The 17,183-nt window shown below is 69.3% G+C and carries 20 protein-coding genes and 2 pseudogenes; 13 read left to right on the forward strand and 9 right to left on the reverse strand.

Translation table 11 applies throughout. The features are described from left to right. The 3 genes from istB to Q1N79_RS13850 all read left to right on the forward strand — a co-directional run. A partial coding sequence (gene istB / locus Q1N79_RS13840) for an IS21-like element helper ATPase IstB (protein ID WP_300609099.1) occupies positions 1–737 on the forward strand: 737 nt, incomplete at its 5' end. 17 nt (positions 738–754) lie between these two features. After that, positions 755–1,132, forward strand: a complete 378-nt coding sequence (locus tag Q1N79_RS13845) for a hypothetical protein (RefSeq protein WP_300609101.1) — start codon at positions 755–757, stop codon at positions 1,130–1,132. Continuing rightward, the gene (locus Q1N79_RS13850; protein ID WP_300609102.1) at positions 1,129–1,296 is read left to right on the forward strand and encodes a hypothetical protein; all 168 of its coding nucleotides are present in this window, start codon (positions 1,129–1,131) and stop codon (positions 1,294–1,296) included. Before Q1N79_RS13845 ends, Q1N79_RS13850 begins: the two co-directional genes overlap by 4 nt. Positions 1,297–1,459: 163 nt before the next feature. On the opposite strand, the gene Q1N79_RS13855 is transcribed toward Q1N79_RS13850, so the two are convergent. Then, on the reverse strand, positions 1,460–1,660 hold the full coding sequence (locus Q1N79_RS13855; protein ID WP_300609103.1) for a hypothetical protein: 201 nt from the start codon (positions 1,658–1,660) through the stop codon (positions 1,460–1,462). A 144-nt stretch (positions 1,661–1,804) separates the two neighbouring features. Between Q1N79_RS13855 and Q1N79_RS13860 the strand changes: the two genes are divergently transcribed. Together Q1N79_RS13860 and Q1N79_RS13865 are read left to right on the forward strand one after the other, a co-directional pair. Next, positions 1,805–2,758: a hypothetical protein gene (locus Q1N79_RS13860; protein ID WP_300609105.1), complete on the forward strand. Its 954-nt coding sequence runs from the start codon at positions 1,805–1,807 to the stop codon at positions 2,756–2,758. Positions 2,759–3,034: 276 nt separating this feature from the next. Further along, positions 3,035–3,346, forward strand: a complete 312-nt coding sequence (locus Q1N79_RS13865) for a hypothetical protein (RefSeq protein ID WP_300609107.1) — start codon at positions 3,035–3,037, stop codon at positions 3,344–3,346. Positions 3,347–3,686: 340 nt separating this feature from the next. Here the strand turns inward: Q1N79_RS13865 and Q1N79_RS13870 are convergent, their stop codons facing one another. From Q1N79_RS13870 to Q1N79_RS13885, 5 genes and pseudogenes are all read right to left on the reverse strand, one after another. Further along, the gene (locus Q1N79_RS13870) at positions 3,687–5,090 is read right to left on the reverse strand and encodes a WD40 repeat domain-containing protein (protein WP_300609109.1); all 1,404 of its coding nucleotides are present in this window, start codon (positions 5,088–5,090) and stop codon (positions 3,687–3,689) included. A gap of 24 nt (positions 5,091–5,114) precedes the next feature. Continuing rightward, a pseudogene (locus tag Q1N79_RS30670) lies at positions 5,115–5,225 on the reverse strand (hypothetical protein); the annotation flags it as partial. A 314-nt stretch (positions 5,226–5,539) separates the two neighbouring features. Then, a pseudogene (locus tag Q1N79_RS13875) lies at positions 5,540–7,576 on the reverse strand (NACHT and WD repeat domain-containing protein); the annotation flags it as partial. Further along, a complete protein-coding gene (locus tag Q1N79_RS13880) occupies positions 7,573–7,854 on the reverse strand; it encodes a hypothetical protein (protein WP_300609113.1) in 282 nt (93 codons plus the stop codon). The pseudogene Q1N79_RS13875 and the gene Q1N79_RS13880, both read right to left, overlap by 4 nt. 595 nt (positions 7,855–8,449) lie before the next feature. Beyond that, positions 8,450–8,719, reverse strand: coding sequence for a GntR family transcriptional regulator (locus tag Q1N79_RS13885; RefSeq protein WP_300609115.1), 270 nt, complete (start codon positions 8,717–8,719; stop codon positions 8,450–8,452). A 228-nt stretch (positions 8,720–8,947) separates the two neighbouring features. Between Q1N79_RS13885 and Q1N79_RS13890 the strand changes: the two genes are divergently transcribed. Next, the gene (locus Q1N79_RS13890; RefSeq protein WP_300609117.1) at positions 8,948–9,166 is read left to right on the forward strand and encodes a hypothetical protein; all 219 of its coding nucleotides are present in this window, start codon (positions 8,948–8,950) and stop codon (positions 9,164–9,166) included. Beyond that, positions 9,163–9,405 (forward strand): hypothetical protein, encoded by a 243-nt coding sequence (locus Q1N79_RS13895; protein ID WP_300609119.1) that lies wholly within the window; start codon positions 9,163–9,165, stop codon positions 9,403–9,405. The genes Q1N79_RS13890 and Q1N79_RS13895 overlap by 4 nt, the downstream gene beginning before the upstream one ends. A 65-nt stretch (positions 9,406–9,470) precedes the next feature. On the opposite strand, the gene Q1N79_RS13900 is transcribed toward Q1N79_RS13895, so the two are convergent. The 3 genes from Q1N79_RS13900 to Q1N79_RS13910 form a co-directional block, all read right to left on the reverse strand. Continuing rightward, on the reverse strand, positions 9,471–9,824 hold the full coding sequence (locus Q1N79_RS13900; protein WP_300609121.1) for a signal peptidase I: 354 nt from the start codon (positions 9,822–9,824) through the stop codon (positions 9,471–9,473). Next, positions 9,821–11,467: a hypothetical protein gene (locus Q1N79_RS13905; protein ID WP_300609123.1), complete on the reverse strand. Its 1,647-nt coding sequence runs from the start codon at positions 11,465–11,467 to the stop codon at positions 9,821–9,823. Before Q1N79_RS13905 ends, Q1N79_RS13900 begins: the two co-directional genes overlap by 4 nt. A 108-nt stretch (positions 11,468–11,575) precedes the next feature. Beyond that, a complete protein-coding gene (locus Q1N79_RS13910) occupies positions 11,576–11,974 on the reverse strand; it encodes a hypothetical protein (protein ID WP_300609125.1) in 399 nt (132 codons plus the stop codon). A gap of 172 nt (positions 11,975–12,146) precedes the next feature. On the opposite strand from Q1N79_RS13910, the gene Q1N79_RS13915 reads away from it, so the two are divergent. The 6 genes from Q1N79_RS13915 to Q1N79_RS13940 all read left to right on the forward strand — a co-directional run. Next, positions 12,147–12,443, forward strand: a complete 297-nt coding sequence (locus Q1N79_RS13915; protein WP_300609127.1) for a hypothetical protein — start codon at positions 12,147–12,149, stop codon at positions 12,441–12,443. Positions 12,444–12,843: 400 nt separating this feature from the next. Then, on the forward strand, positions 12,844–13,590 hold the full coding sequence (locus Q1N79_RS13920) for a hypothetical protein (protein ID WP_300609129.1): 747 nt from the start codon (positions 12,844–12,846) through the stop codon (positions 13,588–13,590). Continuing rightward, on the forward strand, positions 13,587–15,209 hold the full coding sequence (locus Q1N79_RS13925; protein WP_300609131.1) for a TraM recognition domain-containing protein: 1,623 nt from the start codon (positions 13,587–13,589) through the stop codon (positions 15,207–15,209). The genes Q1N79_RS13920 and Q1N79_RS13925 overlap by 4 nt, the downstream gene beginning before the upstream one ends. Next, positions 15,206–15,826 carry a hypothetical protein gene (locus tag Q1N79_RS13930; protein ID WP_300609133.1) on the forward strand — a complete coding sequence of 207 codons (621 nt, stop codon included), beginning with the start codon at positions 15,206–15,208 and terminating at the stop codon, positions 15,824–15,826. The genes Q1N79_RS13925 and Q1N79_RS13930 overlap by 4 nt, the downstream gene beginning before the upstream one ends. Then, positions 15,823–16,617: a bifunctional DNA primase/polymerase gene (locus tag Q1N79_RS13935; RefSeq protein WP_300609135.1), complete on the forward strand. Its 795-nt coding sequence runs from the start codon at positions 15,823–15,825 to the stop codon at positions 16,615–16,617. Before Q1N79_RS13930 ends, Q1N79_RS13935 begins: the two co-directional genes overlap by 4 nt. A gap of 1 nt (position 16,618) precedes the next feature. After that, positions 16,619–17,183 (forward strand): hypothetical protein (locus tag Q1N79_RS13940; RefSeq protein WP_300609137.1); only part of this gene is annotated, 565 nt, incomplete at its 3' end.

A 17,183-nucleotide genomic window follows, 5' to 3' on the forward strand; every position in this document is an offset into this window, starting at 1 on the left:
TCGAACAGGCCTGCCGGATCCTGCGGCTGCCCACTATCCGGGACCGGCACGGCGAGGTCGCCGCCGCGGCCGCCCGCCAGCACGCGAGCTACAAAGGCTTCCTGGTCGAGCTGCTGTCGGTCGAATGCGACGACCGGGAGGCCCGCCGCAAGGCCCGGCTGGTCCGCGAGGCCGCCTTCCCCCGCCCCAAGCGGCTGGAAGACTTCGACTACGCGGCAAACCCCAGCGTGCCCGCCGCGCTGATCCGGACCCTGGCCGGGTCCGCCTGGGTGGCCGCCGGGCAGCCGTGCTGCCTGATCGGCGACTCCGGCACCGGCAAATCCCACCTGCTGATCGGCCTGGGCACCGCCGCTGCCGAGCACGGCTACCGGGTCAAGTACACCACTGCCGCCGCGCTGGTCAACGAGCTCGTCGAGGCCGCCGACGACAAAACCCTGTCCCGCACCATCACCCGCTACGGCCGCGTCGACCTGCTGTGCCTGGACGAACTGGGCTACCTCGAGCTCGACCGGCGCGGCGCCGAACTGCTGTTCCAGGTCTTCACCGAACGGGAGGAACGCGCCTCTATCGCCATCGCGTCCAACGCCGCCTTCTCCGAATGGACCGCCACCTTCACCGACCCCCGGCTCTGCGCCGCCATCGTCGACCGGCTCACCTTCGAGGCCCACATCATCCAAACCGGCACCGACTCCTACCGGCTGCGCACAACCAAGGCCCGCCAGGGCGCGCACCCCTGACCCGGAGGAACCCAGCCATGTCCTTGATCAGCCAGCCCGGCAGCGACTACCAGCTCACCCAGATCACCCTCGACGCCGGCAACGCCCGCGACATCACCTTGCTGCTCACCGACGTCCACGGCCTGCTCGCCGACCTCTGCCTCGACCCCGCCCAGCCCCAGCTCACCGCCCACGCCCAGGCCATCCTGGCCGACTGCGACAGCCTCTACACCCCGCAGGCCCTCCCCGGCGCCCTGGACCAGGTCATCACCCAGCTCATCTACGCCACCCGCGACGCACTCGCCCTCATCCAGCCACCCCCGCCACCCGGGGCCAGATCAAAGGAGAACCACCGCCCCGCACCTGCTCCCGGTGGGGCCAGATCAGAAGAGAACAGTGGAGCCACTTCGCATTGACAAAGCCAGCGGGCCTGACCCGCTTCGCGCCGGTCAAACCGCAGCGCTGGGTGATCGCCTCCTTCGAACACCACTGCGGCCCCCACGGCATCCCGCAGCCGCACGTGCACAACATCGTCATCACGGCCCTGACCACCGGACGGGCAACCGGGAGCTTCGGGTAGCAGTGGATCTTTGCGTTCAGCCCAGGTGGCGCCGTTTCCTTGGCTCAGCAGTGGAACCTCTGGGTGGGAGGAACCCGGCGGGGCAGATAAGCATGAGTCCGGGCATTGGAGACGGGGGCCGGGCTTCAGGCAAAGACCCCGGTTCCCGTCTGGCGTCGTCGTTCTATAGCTGGATGCCAGCGCTGACCATGGCCTGCGCCACCGGCGCATCCAGCAGGTCGTGAAGGAATACCGCGATGACAGCGCCGATGAGTGCGGCGCCTACTCCCTTGCCCGTGAGCTTTGGGACGACGACTGCGGCAGCGACCCCGACCACGATGTGGGCCGCGGTCCTTGTTGCGTTGGTTGGCTTGATGGTGACCACCTTCTTTCTCGCCCAGGCTGCGGGACCGAGATGCCACCCCCGGGCTCCGGAGTGCCTCCTGTACGGCGCTCCCATACCAGTATCATCTGCCAGATGGCAGTCTGCGATGTGTAAGCCTGGCCAATTTCGTGTAATCTCCATAGTGTGGACTTTATTATCGAGCCGGGTACGATCGACGACTTGGTCCGCGACGCCGACGTGGCTGGCCACAAGATCACGACGCGGCTAATCCGGGACTGGACCGAGCACGGGCTGCTCGACAAGCCGCAGAAGCGACCTGCAGGCAAAGGCCACGGCTCCGTCCCGGCCCTCTACCCCGCAAACCAGCGCAACCTGCTGCTAACCCTGCTGCATCACCGGCCTGGCAACAACATCAGCAGTCTCGCCAGGATCCCGGTCGCCATCTGGATGTACTGGGGCGATGAATGGGTGCCGCTCCGCCAGGCCCGGCGCGCCCTCATGCGCTACCTCGGCGACCCGGCCAGCAACACCTACGCTAAAGACGCCAAGCGCGCCAGCAAGGAGCGCGCCCGAGCCGTCGCTCAGGCCATTCTGTGCCAGCTCGACAATCCCGCTGCCACCCCCCGGGCACGCCGCGAACTGCTCGCCGCCGTCACCGACGCCGCCTACACTGGCGAACCCGATCTTAAGTGGCTTGACCGCGCCTACCGCGACGTCTTCGAGCCGGGAGCCGGCACGATCCGCAAGGCCGTCGGCCACCCGTCGGCGCCGTTCACCATCGACGCGATGATTGGCCTCACCGAAGCGCGGCTTGCCGCGGTGAATGCGCTCACCGCGGGCAACGTAACCGACGAGGCGCTCATCTCCGCCCGCGACGCCCACGTGTTCGCCTACGCGGAGTACGCCGCCAAGCAGCACGGCCTGGCCGCGACGGCGCCCTCCGGGACCGGGCATTTGTACGAGCCCGTCACAGCTGAGGACACGCTGTCCAACTGTTGCGGGCACCTGCTCACGGCGATCGGCCTGGAGATCATGCACCCCGACACCGCCGGGCGGCTGCGCCGCGAACGCGCATTCCGCCCAAGGCCCACCCCGGCTATGGTCGGCCTCTCCGCCCAAGCCCCGTCGGGCGGCTAACCCATTCCTCGGAACGGCCTGACTCGTCGCAACGCCATGATCTTGCTCCGAAGGGGTCTCATCTCGCAGCACAGAAAGTCGAGGCTCGATGAATTCCTTGTCGTCTTGCCACTTCAATTCTTTTCGGATAGCAGCGTGCAGCGCCAGTTTGTACGGGGTCACGTACCCCCACCAGTCTGGGTATCGCTCTTCATGACGAGCCACCTCATTCAATGCGAGCGCATGCTCTGTGAGAGGGGTGCGCAATTCCTCCGAACAGATAATATCCGCGTGCGCATGAGCCAACCAGATTTCTTCGACCATCACTCGTATATCCGGAATTTCTTCGCCATGCTCCCTGGAATAGAGTTGAGTCTGCAAATGCTGGGCAACCTGAAGATATGTATCGATAGCGCTCTTGATCTCGGCGCGCCGGGCCTGACGCCTTTCTTCTCCGGCTCGAATTCTGGACTCGCGCGCAGAGCTTCTCTGAACAAGGATTGTGGAGCCGGAGCCAATCAGAACACCGAGAAGCGGCAAAGCGCCGCTCAGGATAATGACGCCAATGTCAGTGCTCACGCTGCCCTCCTACTCAGCGCCTGTCCATAAGTTTTGCGAGTAACCGGGGATGAGGCCGAGGCGAGCGGGGTTGACATCAGCCTCGCCGGGGTTGGATCGAGGTTGCCTGCCATCGTCCACCCAACTGGCGAGGTCGTGATCAGTATGCGCCCGGCCAGTGTGCGCGCCAAGGGCCCCGGAATTGCGAGATTGAGTTTGTTCGGCCTCGCCCCGGTGACCGGGCAGTCCGGCATCAGGCTCAACACAGAGAGCAGAAGCCGAAGAGGGCAACCACCAGCTCAAGAATGAGCCCCATAATAAGTGATTCGTGCGCTGGCGGGTGCTGAATGGATCGCGGGCTGGGCACGACGGACCCGTCTCCAGCTCCCCCTTAACGCGGGCAGGGGGGCTGGTAGGGAAGCTGTGGGAGGTACTGCCGCCATTGCTGGGCTGTGAGGGCAGTTGTGCCGCATATGTTCTTGATGGCGTAGTTGATGTCCAAATCCCACACTTGGATGGTGTCGTCGTACGTCGTGGTCGCGAGGATGATGCCCTGCGCGCCGAATGCTGCGGAAGACATGGTGCCGCCGTCCGTGCTCAGGTTCTGGCCGATCTGCCGGGGGTGGGCGGGGTCGGTGATATCCCACAGGGTGACGGTGCCGTTGGTGCTGCCTGCGGCAAGGGTCTGGCCGTCAGGGCTGGTGGCCAGTGACGCGCCTTCCTCGGTGAGGGGACCGCCCATCTGGCGTGGATCTGCGGGGTTGGAGAGGTTCCACAGTGTGATGGTGATAGCACCGTTGCTGTTTCCGGCGCCGATGGCGAGGGTGCGGCCGCGGGGACCGAACGCCGCCGCCACGGCGAACTCTCCGCTGTCAGTGGTCAGGGGAAGGCCCATGGGCTGTGGGTAGGAGGAGCCGGTCAATTCCCATATTGCGATCGTGCCGTCGCCGAGGACGCCGACGAGCAGTCGGCCGTCCGGGCTGAATTCCAGTGAATCGAAAGGATTAGAGTCGTCGGACAAGAGGGGTCCATCGTCATTCAGGGGCTGCGGCCGTGCGGGGTCGGTGACGTTCCACAGTGTTACGGAGCCGTCAGCATTGCCGATGGCGAGCACGCGGCCATCGGGGCTGAAGGTCGCAGCACCAGTGGAGCCACCGAAGGCGTCATCGCTAAGGGGGCGACCAATCTGATCCGGGCGTGCAGGATTCGTGACGTCCCAAAGCGTGACCGTGCCGTTCCCATCGCCCGTGGTGACGCCGATGGCGAGGGTGCGGCCGCCAGGGCTGAATGTCACTAGGTCTACGGAGAAGTCATTGCCGGTAATCTTGATCTGGCCGACCTGCCGGGGTTGTGCAGGCTGGGTGATGTTCCACAGCGAGACGCCTCCATAGAGGTTGGCGGCGGCGACGATCCTCCCGTCGGGGCTGACGGCGTAATACTCGCTGGCGTACCCGAAGGATGGGAATTCGTACGTGGCGTATGTGAGAGCGGTGGTCATGGCGCTTGAGCGGAGGGGCGACACCGCGACGGTGCCGTCCTGGCTGCCGCTGATAAGGGTCTGGCCGTCCGCGGTGAATGCGGCGGCTGCGAGGTTGGCATTGCCGGTGATCACGGGCTGGCCGAGTTCCAGCGGGTCTGCGGGGTCGGTGATGTCCCATAGCGTGACGGTGCCGCCAGAGCTGGTGGCGGCGAGGGTCTGCCTGCCTGGGAAGTCCGCGGAGACTACCCAGCCGCCACCTGCGGATAGTCCCGGGGACAGCAGCTGCGGGTGTGCTGGCCGGGCGATGTTCCACAAGGTGACGGTGCCGTCGTAGCTGCCGTCGGCAAGAAGGCGGCCATCGGGGCTGAAGGCCAGCGAACTCGGGAAGGCGTAGCCGGTGCTGCCCTGGCCGAGTTCCCGTGGGCGTTCTGGGGGTTGCTGACGTCCCACAACGTGATGGAGCCCCTCCCGTTGCTAGCGTAGTTGATCGTGGCAAGGGTGCGGCCGTTAGGGCTGAACGCCGCCAGCTGCGCCGCCGAGCCGTCATGCGGGATCAAGGGTCGGCCGAGTTCCAGCGGGTGGGAGGGGCTGCTGATGTTCCACAGCATGACGCCGCTGTCGCTGGGATTGCTGCTGAAGTCGATGCTAGCGAGCGTGCGGCCGTCCGGGCTAAACGACACCGCGCCCACGTCACCACTGCCGGGCGGGGTCAGTGGATTGCCGAGCTCGCCTGGGTGTGCGGGAGTGGTGGTGTTCCAAAGCGTGATGGTGCCGTCGGCGTCACCGGTGGCCAGCAGGTGCCCGTCCGGGCTGAGCGCTACTGAGTCAACCAGGACGCCGCCGTCGGGCGTCACAGGCTGGCCGAGTTCCGCCGGGCGCGCGGGATCGGCAGTATTCCACAGCGAGACGGTGCCGGCCTCGGCGATGGCGGTGACTCGGCCGTTCGGGGTGACCGCCACCGAGGTCACCGCGTTGCTGGTGGGGATGAAGCCGGGTAGTGGCTGGTTCTCGGTGCTGATCAGGCGTGACTGAAGGTCAGCGCTGGGACGGATGCGGTAGGCGGTGAGCAGGAGCTGGGCGGCGGCGGCGGGATCGGTTCCTGTGAGCTGGTTGGCCTCGGCGAGGACCTGGTTGTAGACGGCGAGGTCGCGCTGCTGGGTGGCGAGGTCGCGCTGGCCGATCGCGGCGGACTGCTGCTGGAGGGCCACGACGGAGGTGATCGTGGTGGCCAGGGCGAGGACGGCGAGGACAGCGATGAGGCTCCGCTGGAGGATCCCGGTGCGGCGGGCACGGCGGCGCGATGCAGCCAGGAACTGCCGGGCGGGGACGGTGAGGCCCACGACGTGGCCGTCGGCCCACGCGGCAGCCGCCTGCATGCGCGTCCCCCGGTAGAGGAGCGACGGGTCACGGCGGGCCCGGTCCCAGTCCGCGGCGTCGTCCTCGATGCGCTGCCGCATCAGCTGGCCGGCCCGGTCCTCACTGAGCCATCCCGCCAGCCGGGGCCAGGCGCGCAGCAGCGCCTCGTGAGTGATCTGCACCGCGTCGCGGGACTGGGTGAGCAGCCGGCTGGCGGTGTAGGAATCGATCACGGCCCCCGCAGCACCGCTGTCGTCCGTCAGGCCGTGGCGGGTGACGGGGCGGCGGACGTCTTCCCCGCTGGTGTCCCCGATCTTCACCAGGCGCAGGAACAGCGCCCGGGCGTCCTGCTGGGCGTCGGCGTCCAGGCGGGTGAAGACCCGCTCGGCACTGTCGGCGATCGCGTGCTCGATGCCGCCGGCGGACCGGTACCCCTTGACGGTCAACGTACTGCCGTGCCGCTGCTGCCACGTGGCCCGCAGAGCGTGCGCCAGTAGCGGCAGCCGCCCTGCGCCGTCATCGGCCGCCAGACCGCCTGATCCCGTCGCGGCAGGGTGCCCGGCCCGCAGATCGGAGAGCAGCAGCTCGATCAGGCCGGGCTCGATATCCAGGCCGGCCGCCTCGGCCGGGCAGGCGATCGCCTGCCGTAGCTCTTCGGCTGACATCGCCCCCACGATGACCTGATTGCCCTGCAGGGCCTGGCGGAGCTGCGGATAGCGGGTGCAGTCGGGATAGAAGTCCGCCCGCACCGCGCACGCCGCCAGCGCCGTCGGCCCGCCCGGAGCCTCGCCGCGTGCTGTCTTCCATAGCCAGGAGATGAAGGCCCCGCGCTCATCCTCGCTGTCGCACAGCCGGAACAGCTCCTCAAACTGGTCCACTACGAGCACCGCCCGCGCCCCCGGCCCGGCCGCCCCCACCGCCCGCGCGAGCAATATGTCAAGATCTTCCGCCCCGGGATCCGGCGGCACGCTGACATCGGCGTCCGGGCGTGCCGCCGCGACCGCGACGGCAGCCTCGCGCAGCGGGTGCGCGCCGGGCGTGAACACGACCCGCGGCCAGTGCCGCGACCCGGCCGACGTTAAACCGCCGGCCGCGACCCGGGGCAGCAGGCCCGCCCGCAGCAGCGACGATTTCCCCGCCCCTGACGCGGCCACCACCATCACCGGGCCAGTCCCGGTCAGGCAGCCATCCATGCGGCCCACCAGGTCGGCGGTCAGCCGGTCACGGCCGAAAAACCACCCCGCCTGCTCCGCAGTGAACGGCGCCAGGCCAGGATATGGGCACCCCCCGTCTGCCCCGCCCACCGTCGGCACCGCGCGCCGGACCCCCGCACCGAAGTGCAGGTGCAGATCCCGGCCCGCCTGGTTGACAGCCGCCTGCCCGGACGCCACTGCCTCCAGGTGAACCCCGCCCTCTGGGTCCTCCGGCTTCCCGGGACCGCTCATCCGCCGGTCACCGTCTGGTCCCGGCCGGCCTGATTGACCCGGCTGCCCCCCGACGCCCGTGCCACCATCACCACCGGACCCGCCGGGCCGCCAGCCAGCAGCGGCCTGAACTCCTCCACCAGCCGCCGCACCTCAGCCTGCAGTTCTTCATCGGCCCCCGCCAGCCGCCGCAGCCGGCTCCGCCACTCTGCGGCCAGCTCCGCCACCGCCTCCTCATCCCCGTCGCGCCGGGCCGCGATCGCCACCGACCGCGCCGCCTCCAGGTCAGCCTCAACCACCGCAGCCTGCCTGGGATGAGCCCGCCGCCAAAGCCCCGAAAACCCTGCCTTGGCCCGCCCCCAGCTGTCGGTCGTCATCAACGCCACAAGCGTCGTCGCCGCGGACGACCACAACAACGCCAGATCCCCATCCACGCTGTACCCCTATCCCCCAGGCGGGCAATTGGCCCAGACCACTACTAAATACGCTACCTGCCAGAACCCGCCTCCACCACCGGCCAAGCCCCGCCGCTTTATCCGCACCGAGACGGGAGATATGCACAATTACAACGAGCAACGCGCTCCTACCCCAGGATCGCAAAATCGGCGGCGTGACGCATCCGTCTGGCATTGTCTCTGCATTTACTCCTGGTAACCACCGTTGACCATGTGCGGGGTCTACGGCCGGGGAGGCAGTCGGGCAGCATGGAGGGTGCGGCCGGTCTTACGCTGATCTGGTGGCCTGCGCCGAGGCATGCCTGTCAGAAGCCTTCGAAACAGTTCCGAGCTGGGACTTTACGGCGCACACACGGGAACTGCCGACGCTGGCCGGCGTCCCGGCGGACCCCGTGTATGGGGAGTTGCCCCGATCGGACCCGGGGTCCGGGCCGAGCCATCAGGGCCGAGCCTTTCCTGGCGGGATTAGTCCCCGCTCGCCGGGCGGTATCACGTAGACGCCGCGGCCAATCGTGGTGCGCACCAGCCCCTCGTCCCTGAGTAGCTGGATTGCTTTCTCCACAGAGCCCTTCGCAATCTCGTACCGCTGCGACAGCGTTTTGATCGATGGCAGTGGGCGGCCGGGAGCCAGCTCGCCCGATGCGATCTGATGCTGCAGGATCGCCGCTAGCTGCCTGTAGACGGGTACGGCCCCATCGTGGTCGATCACATGGGGAACGCTAGTTAGCCCTGGAAACACACAGGTCATCGGGGGTTCCCATGGGTACCCATATGATGCTATGTTTGAGGGCACTTCGGCGGGAACCCGGACGCCTTCCGGCTTCCGCTTCCAAGGGTCCCTGCCGAAGGGTGCCCCGGTCCTCGTGCCCGAGATGCGTCGCGCGGGGGCCGGGGGTTGCCAGACGTCTCGCGACGCATCAGGGAAGACCCCACCGCCATGAGCGATCAGATCCCCTCCTGGCAGCTGACCACGTCGGGACCATCCCGCCGGGTCGCCACGCTGGAGCTGGCCCTGCGGAGCCTGCCTGCGGGCAGCCACAGGCGGCAGAAGGGCCGGCTGGCCGCGCTGTGCGGAGAACGAGCGGAACCGAAGCGCCCCGCGGAACACCGCCCGAAGGCGGCAGCCGGCTGGCAGTTTCCCGACGATGCGTCATGACGGGGAACGACGACGGGAGCGCGTCCCTGAGCCCGCCGGCACCAACCGCCGCCCGCATCCCCAGCTTGTCCGGCATGGACGCCGCCTGGCTACGCAAGATGCGGCTAGCCGTTAACGTCCTGCTGGACGAGGCTGACGAGATCAGCGACGGACTCGCGATTGAGCTGTACGCGTTTCGTAACAAGCTCGACGTGATCGAGCTCGAGCAAACCAGGCACGCTGGCCACACCGGTCAGTGACCGGCTCGTGCCGCGTATCGTCACAGGGTTCGCCGCGGGGGTTCCCCTCCTGATTTCAGGATCGCTTACGACGGCGACGAGGGCCACCGGACGGTCACTACGACTGACGGGGCTATTGCTTCCCAGGAATGGTCTATTCCCGGTCCCCATACGGCATAGTCGCCTTGCTTCTCCAGCGTAATGCTAGCTTCCGTGAGATCAATCCGGAAGTTTCCGCTTACGAGCAGTACCATGGTGGTGCGCTGCTCGTCCGCAGTCCACTGGGCACGTTTTTCGCCTGCCGGGTGGACGCCCCATTTGACTTCTACGTCTTGGCTTGACCGCACGCCTTCGCTGGGGTCGATGAAGTGGCCGAGCAGCCAGCCGCGCGACTTGCGGCCGTCCTCTTCGGCGTTCCCCTCGTACCAGTTGCCGCTCACTGATGTACCGTCCATTCAATAGCCGGGATGTCTGCCCGGTTCCCGCCGATGCGCTTTAGCCGCCGCAGTCCTTGCATGAATGCGAATAGCCCCTCATTGCTCCAGCCGTCGTCACTGGCCAGCGCGGTTAGCGATTCGGTGTCCCTGCTTGAGTACTGGCGGAGTGCAGATGATTCCCAGTTGGCTTCGATCTGGCCTCCGTAGCGGGACCAGAAGTCATCGGACTCGATGACGATCAGGCACGCGAACTCATAGTTTCCGCTGACCAGGTTTAAGCCGAACCCGGTGCATTCAATTCGCAGCGCGCCGGGGTTTTCCAAGAGCAGCCAGCGCATCGGTTCGGACAAGCGGGACGGGTGCATCGGGTCGGCGGCGTGCTGCTCGCCTGCCGTGTTGTCTATGTTGTCCCGGCCGAACAGTTCTTCTTCCATCTCGCGCAGCAGGGTGGCCGCGATTTTTGCGTCGCCGCGGAAATCCGTCATTGGCTGGTGGAAGCCCTTGGGGATTACTGCCAGCTGCCGGGCTGCGTTGATGACGCTGGCCGACCGTTCCTGCACGAGAAGCACGTAATCCGGCTGGTCCCGGAGCGGGCTGGGCGGCCGGGCGAACGCGCACAGGGCCAGCGCGCCGCCGGCGCAGAGCCGCCCGGTGATGTTAAGGACTGATGCCAGGTCGGGAAGGTAACGGTCGCGCAGTGGCAGCGAGCCGGGCCGGGGAGCCACGCCTGCCGTGATCGCGTCGGCCAGCTCGCCTTCGAGAAGGTCCAGTGTCAGCGCGTAGGACGCAAACCGCGTGAGGGCCAGCGTCCCGCTGATGTTGCCCTTGCCGATGTCTATCCCCGCCAGCCGGTATAGGGGCGCGTCCACGAAACGGGTACCTGCGGTCAGCGTCTCGGTTAGCCGCTGGGCTGCGGCCTCGGCTGCGCAGCCGTCGAGCGGGCTGCGTGCACCGTCCGCTCCGCCGGCGAACGTGAGCCGGTCTTGGCCCAGGGTCAGCTCGCAGTCGAGGTCCAGCCAGTCAGGGCGGGTCAGGACACTGGTGGTGATCTTGCTGTCCTGGCAGCGCGCGCCGTATCTGCCGTACCCGTCGGCCTGGTCCTGGTAGTAGTCACCGAGCGCTACCGCGATGCGCGGCTGCCGGATGCGCATTCGCCGATTCGCGTGGTCCAGCAGGTGACGGCGGTCCACGCGGCCAAGCCGTAGCGCGACCTGGCGGCGGGCAGTGCCCGGTTCCCAGCCTGCAAGCTCGTCGAGCAGGGTCAGCGCATGGCTGATGTCCGGGTCGCTGATCAGCCTGTGTTCGGCTGCAGCGGCCGCTCCGTCATCGTGTGCTACCAGGCCGGGCTGTGGCGGACTGCCGGGGACGGGGACGGCAACGCCGGCAAGCACCGCGAACCGCTCCCTGACCGCCGGGGCTGCCCGCTCCAGGGCGGTGTCAAGAAGCTGCTGCATCTCCGGTCGCGGTCGCAGCGTCGGCTTCTGATGCCAGCCGGCGACGGTCCGCACGGCGATATCAAGATGCGCCGCGAACGCGTCGTTGCTCATCCGCAACGCCGCCTGCAGCGCACATGCGCTCTCACCCGTCCAGCCGGTCACCATTTCCAATTCCCGCAGCCTCCCGCCATTGGCATGTGCATTGCGCATGCGCCGGTCATGCACTGAATGTGCATTACCGGTGCATTGGAAACGTGCAGGGCACGAGGTGGAATTACAGGCATGGAAATCAATCGGCCCGGCAGGCCGGTACCCGGCCTAGCGGTCGCGGCGGACATGCTCAATCACCGCGGCGATATCGGCTTTAAGGTCAGAAACGGCCTCGGCTATTTCTTCAAGCCGCCCCTCAAGGGCATCCAGGCGGGACCACAGCACAGCCCTGTCCACTGCCACATCGCTGTCAATTCCCGGCGGCTGCGCACTGCCCTTGAGCACCGAATCAAGTCGGCCCGGCTCCCAGCCGAGAGCCACCGACAGCGATTCCAGCGTCCGGGGACTGCGGCGCCGCTCGACCGTGTGCAACTGAATTTCCCGGACCACAGCCGCCGACACGCGCGAACGCTCCGCAAGCTCCCGCTGACGCCAGCCAAGCTCGCGGACCCGGCCACTGATGGCCCGGCCGACTGCAGCCCAGTCTCCCGGCACGCCTTCCGACACGCGTGTTCCTCCGCGTTCCGCTTCCAGCGCCGAGATTAGCCCACCGCCGCGCCGCGCCGCACGACGCCGACACGAAAAGCAGCTAACCCGACCACCCTCCCAAGACCCGATTGCTCAGCGAAATCAGCGGGAAATCGCTGATTTCAGCCCTAATGAGATGAGGCAATGTCCGATGACCTACGCGGACCCTGGCGAGCGCGCCCGGTTTATCGCCGGATTGCTCGGCCTGGCGATCTTCCTGGAAGCCAACCCGGATGTGCCAGCGCCCCTGTACACGGACGTGCTGGTTTTCCCGGCAGCTGGCACGGACGCCGAGAGGTGTGCGGAAATCGACGCAATCGCCGCGCGCATCGGCGCAGAGTCCCAAACAGTATGCGGCCATTACATTGCCGCCCGCTATTTCGGCCCTGTCCAGTATCGCGCGGTCGCCATCCCCCACGACAACGACCGCAACCCGGACGGAGAGTAAGCGAAATGTCATCCCCGATTCTGGTCCTGGCCGGAGTGGCGTTTCTGGCCGCAGCCGCTCTCGGGGTCCTGGCGGTGCTCATCGTCGGAATCCGCCGGGGCGATCGCACCCCCCTGGCAAATAGGCCCGGATCGCACTTGGAAGCGTTTGCACGGCGGATTCTCGTCGGTGTCCGATGCCCCGCCAGCGCCGAGAAGGAAGAGGACACGGGGGCCGGGAAATGAGGCCATCGATTCCTCCCGGCCCCCCCGAACAGCAGGCGCTAGCAAGGCCCCCGGGTGACGCCGACGAGCTCAGCCCGTTCAGGGCCCAACGGTCGAGGCCGGGTAGGGACCGTTCGGGTGTCTGGCTGCGCAACGCCACGGCCGGCCTGTGCGCGCTTGCCGCTTCCGCGGCGGCGGTGAGCTTCACCGCTCAGTACCGGCTGGTCTACTCGGCGCGGCGCCTGGCAGTGGTGGCGGGCCTGGAGGCGGCAATCCCTGATGCCGCCGCGCTGGTGTTCGCCTCGCTGGGGGTGGCGCTAGCCCTGCACGGCCGGCGGGCCGTCCGCGCCCGGGCCCTGAACCTGGCCTCGGTCGGCACCAGCGTGTTCATGAACGTCATCGCCGCCGCACCGGGCTGGCGGGATCTCGCGGTCTGGGCAATGCCGCCGACCGCCTACGCCCTGGCAAGCGACACGCTGATCGGGGTCGTCCGCGCCTGGGTGATCGCCCGCCATAAGGACCTGGACACCGGGCTGGCTGACGGGGAGGTCACTGCGCTGGCGGTGGCCGGCGGGCTGGTGCTGTGGCTGCTGCGGCTGAGCATGGCCCCGGCGTCCACGCTAGCCGGGTTCCGGGCCTGGGTGCTGGAGGAGTGCCCGGTCGCCCCCGGCCGCCGCGGCGCCCGCCCGGCCCTGGCCGTCACGACCGCCTCCCAGCAGGCAACAGCACTCCCGCAGCGGCCGGCCGGCCCCTGCGGCCAGACCAAGACGGCCAGGTTCCTGGCCCTGGTCACCGAACGCCACGGCCCGCTGGCCGTCATCCCGCTGGCCGCGGTGGCGAAGATCTCGGCCGCCGTGGCACCCGAAGCCGAGCTCAACACCGGCGCGGCAAGGGCTGCGCTGCGCCGCGCCGTGCTCGCCGCCCAGGAAGGAGACCTGCGATGATCGTCAGGTACGCCATCGCGCTGACCGTCCTGCTGGTTCTGGCCGCGGCCGCCAGGTGGGCGTTCCTGCCCGCCCGGTACCTGCCCGGCAACCGGGCCCGGCACCTGCGGCTGCGGCTGCGGCTGCGGCTGCACCCGGGCAGGGGCTTCGCCTCGGTGTTCATCTTGTGGCTGCGGTGGGGCCGGCTGGCCGCGCTGCGCCGCTCGCGGCGGATCCGCCGGTCCCTGCCGCTGTGGTTCAGGATCCTCGCCCCGGCAGGGCACTCGGTGTTCCTGGGCCGGGCGCACTGGCGGCACGGGCTGCGGGTCCCGCTGGAAGAGCACGTGCTGGTGATGGCCCCGCCGCGCACCTTCAAGACCGCGTTCCTGGCCGACGTCATCCTGGGCTACCCGGGCCCGGTCATCGCCACCACCACCAAGGCCGACATCTACGCGCTGACCGCTGCGGCCAGGAGCCGGCGCGGCCCGGTGCACGTGTTCAACCCCCAGCACATCGGGGCCGTGCCGTCGACGTTCTGCTGGTCGCCGGTCGAGGGCTGCCAGGACCCGGCCACCGCGATCCGCCGCGCGGACGCGTTCGCGTTCGCGGTGTCCCAGCAGGGCGTGGAGGACGGCACGTTCTGGTCGGCCAAGGCCAGTGACTACCTGCGCGGCTACTTCTGCGCCGCCGCGCTGGCCTGCTATGACCTGCGGGCGGTGGCCGCCTGGGTGTCCGGCGCGGACCCGCAGGTCCCGGAGCGGATCCTGGCCGCGGCCGGGGCCCGGCAGTGGGCGCTGACCCTGGCCGAGCTGCGCTCCGAGGCGCACAAGACCGCCGCCACCGTCCGCATGGTGATGTCGCGGGCGCTGGCGTTCATGGCCGACCCGGCGCTGGCCGCCAGCGTGCTGCCCGGCCCGTCCGACGGGTTCGCCATCCCCGCCTTCCTGCGCCAGGCGGGCACGCTGTACCTGATCGCCGAGGCGACCACCCAGGACGCCCCGGTCGCGCCGCTGTTCGCCGCGATGGCCGCCGAGATCCACTACGCCGCCGCCATGGCCGGCCAGGCGTCGCCGTCCGGGCGGCTGGACCCGCCGCTGCTGATGGGCCTGGACGAGGTCACCCAGATCTGCCCGGTGCCGCTGCCGTCCTGGCTGTCGGACTCCGGCGGCAAGGGCATCCAGGTGGTCGCCGTCGTGCACGGCGAGGCGCAGCTCGCGGGCCGGTGGGGCGAGCACGGCCGCCAGGTCGTGCTCGACACCTCCACCGTGAAGGTGTTCCTGCCCGGCATCACCGACACGACCACGCTGGAGGCCGCCGGCAAGCTGTGCGGGCAGGCGGCCTGGAAGGTCCGCGGACAGGAGCACGCCACCCGCCACGATGTCGCGACCCCGGACATGATCCGGCAGCTGCCCGCCGGGTTCGCCCTGGTCATCCGCGGCGACTGCGCCCCGGTCATCGCCCGGCTCCCGCGCGCCTGGAACAACCCCGCCTACCGCCGCACCCGCCGCTCTGGCGCGGACCTCGCACCCCCCGCCCGGTGGCTGCCGCCCGCCGCCGAACCCGAACCGGATCCCCCCGGCTGCCCGCCCGCCGCCTGGCCTGCCGGCGACGGCACCTCATTTCCCTGGAGCCGGCCATGACAGCAGATCCGCTCACCGCGGCGCTGGACCAGCTCGCCGGCTGCCACGAGAACATCAGCCGCCTCGACACCCGGGAAGCCGGCCACTTCGCCAGCCTCAGCGGGCAGCTCACCCAGCTCACCGGCATGGTGGGCGAGCTCGGCCGCTCGCTGCGCGACGACACCGCGGCGCTGGGCCGGCTGGCAGCCCTGGACCGCCAGGTCGCCGAACTGGCTGCCCAGCTTGCCGGTCCCGGCGGCCGCGACCCCGGCCGCTACGAGCCGGCTGCGGCGCCGTCGTGGTGGCGGCTTTCCGATACCGAACGCCAGGGGCCGGCTGCCCAGCTCAAGGCCTGGGTGGAGCAGGTGTACCGGCCCGGCTACGGCCACCTGGCCGTCACCCTGGGCCCTTGCTGGCAGGCGCACGACCTGTGCCTGTACGGGCTGGACATCCTGGCCCAGCTGTGGTCGGCGCTCTACCTGCAGCCCGCCCGCAGCACCGCGCTGCTGTCCGCCCAGGCCGAATACCAGGCCCGCATCCTGCCCGCCCTGGCCGCCCAGCTGATGACCGAAACCACCGGCTGCGGCCACGACCCCGCCCGCCGCCAAGCCCACGGCTACACCCGGAGCATGCCATGACCAATGCGACGCTGCGCCAGGCGCTGGCCTGCGCCGGCCGCGGCTGGCCGGTGTTCCCCTGCCAGCCGGGCAAGAAGATCCCGGCCACCCGGCACGGCTACCTCGACGCGACAACCGATCCGGAGCAGATCACCGGCTGGTTCAGCCGGCATCCCGGCTGGAACCTGGCCATCGCCACCGGCGCGCCAGGACCCGACGTCCTGGACGTCGACCAGCACGGCCCCGCAGGGAACGGGTTCGGCGCACTCGCGAGGCTGCGCGCCACCGGGCTGCTTGACGGCGCCACGGCCTACATCAGCACTCCCAGCGGCGGCCTGCACGCCTACTTCACCGGCTCGGACCAGCGCAACGGGCACCTGCCCGACTGCCACCTCGATTTCAGGTCAAAAGGCGGCTACATCCTCACCCCGCCCTCCCAAGTCGGCGGCAGGCCCTACCAGCTGATCAACACCCTCGACGGCCGCGGCGGCCTGGACTGGCAGGCGGTCATCGGTCTCCTGGAACCCGGCCGCCAGCATCAGCGGCCCGCACTCCCGGGGCCGGCACACCAGATGAGCCGGCTGGCCCGGTGGGTCGCTGCCCAGCCCGAGGGCAACCGGAACGCCGGCCTGTTCTGGGCCGCCAGCCGCGCCCTGGAGACCGAGCCGGCCGCAGACCTCAGCCCGCTGGCCGCCGCAGCCCGCCAGGCCGGGCTCACCGAGCCGGAGATCACCCGCACCCTGGACTCCGCGCGCCGGACCCGCCAGGCCCATCCCGGTACGCCGGGATGGCAAGCCGAAGGAGCGAGCTGACATGCCCGCCAGCCCCCGTCCCCCCGCCAGCCATGCCACGGTGGGCGCCGGGCAGCCCGGAACCGCTGACGCAGGCGCCGTCCGCGACCAGGTACGCCGCCTGCGCGATGAAGGCGGCACCTACCGCGGGATCGCGGCGGCCGCCGGGCTCGCCCCGGCAACCGTCCACGACCTGGCCTCCGGCCGCCGCCAGCCCACGCCCAACACCGCCCGGGCGCTGGCCAAGGTCACCAGCGGCACCATGCCCCGCGCCCGCCTGGACGCTGGGGGCAGCCGGCTGCGTCTGCGCGCCTTGCACGTCATGGGCCACGGTTCCGCCCGCATCGCCCGCGCCCTCGGGGTGCGTGAGACGACGATCCGCCGCCTCGTAACCGGCGACGCCGTCACCATCAGCCCCAGACTCCGCGACGCCATCACCGGCCTGTACGACGCCTGGTGGGACAAGCGCGCCCCCGAACGCACCAGCTTCGAACGCGGTGCAGCCACTGCCGCCCGCCGCCGCGCCATCGCCGGCAACTGGTGCGCCGCCGCCGCCCTCGACGACGACCTGCTCGACATCCCCGGCT

Origin of the sequence: Trebonia sp. (assembly GCF_030042015.1) — a bacterium.
Taxonomy (GTDB): Bacteria; Actinomycetota; Actinomycetes; order Streptosporangiales; family Streptosporangiaceae; genus Trebonia.

Excerpts from the sequence above, each read along its gene's own strand:
- Q1N79_RS13845 (WP_300609101.1), top strand. The coding sequence starts at position 755 with ATGTCCTTGATCAGCCAGCCCGGCAGCGACTACCAGCTCACCCAGATC.
- Q1N79_RS13865 (WP_300609107.1), top strand. The coding sequence starts at position 3,035 with ATGAGCCAACCAGATTTCTTCGACCATCACTCGTATATCCGGAATTTC.
- Q1N79_RS13890 (WP_300609117.1), top strand. The coding sequence starts at position 8,948 with ATGAGCGATCAGATCCCCTCCTGGCAGCTGACCACGTCGGGACCATCC.
- Q1N79_RS13895 (WP_300609119.1), top strand. The coding sequence starts at position 9,163 with ATGACGGGGAACGACGACGGGAGCGCGTCCCTGAGCCCGCCGGCACCA.
- Q1N79_RS13905 (WP_300609123.1), bottom strand. The coding sequence starts at position 11,467 with ATGCGCAATGCACATGCCAATGGCGGGAGGCTGCGGGAATTGGAAATG.
- Q1N79_RS13915 (WP_300609127.1), top strand. The coding sequence starts at position 12,147 with ATGACCTACGCGGACCCTGGCGAGCGCGCCCGGTTTATCGCCGGATTG.
- Q1N79_RS13925 (WP_300609131.1), top strand. The coding sequence starts at position 13,587 with ATGATCGTCAGGTACGCCATCGCGCTGACCGTCCTGCTGGTTCTGGCC.
- Q1N79_RS13930 (WP_300609133.1), top strand. The coding sequence starts at position 15,206 with ATGACAGCAGATCCGCTCACCGCGGCGCTGGACCAGCTCGCCGGCTGC.
- Q1N79_RS13935 (WP_300609135.1), top strand. The coding sequence starts at position 15,823 with ATGACCAATGCGACGCTGCGCCAGGCGCTGGCCTGCGCCGGCCGCGGC.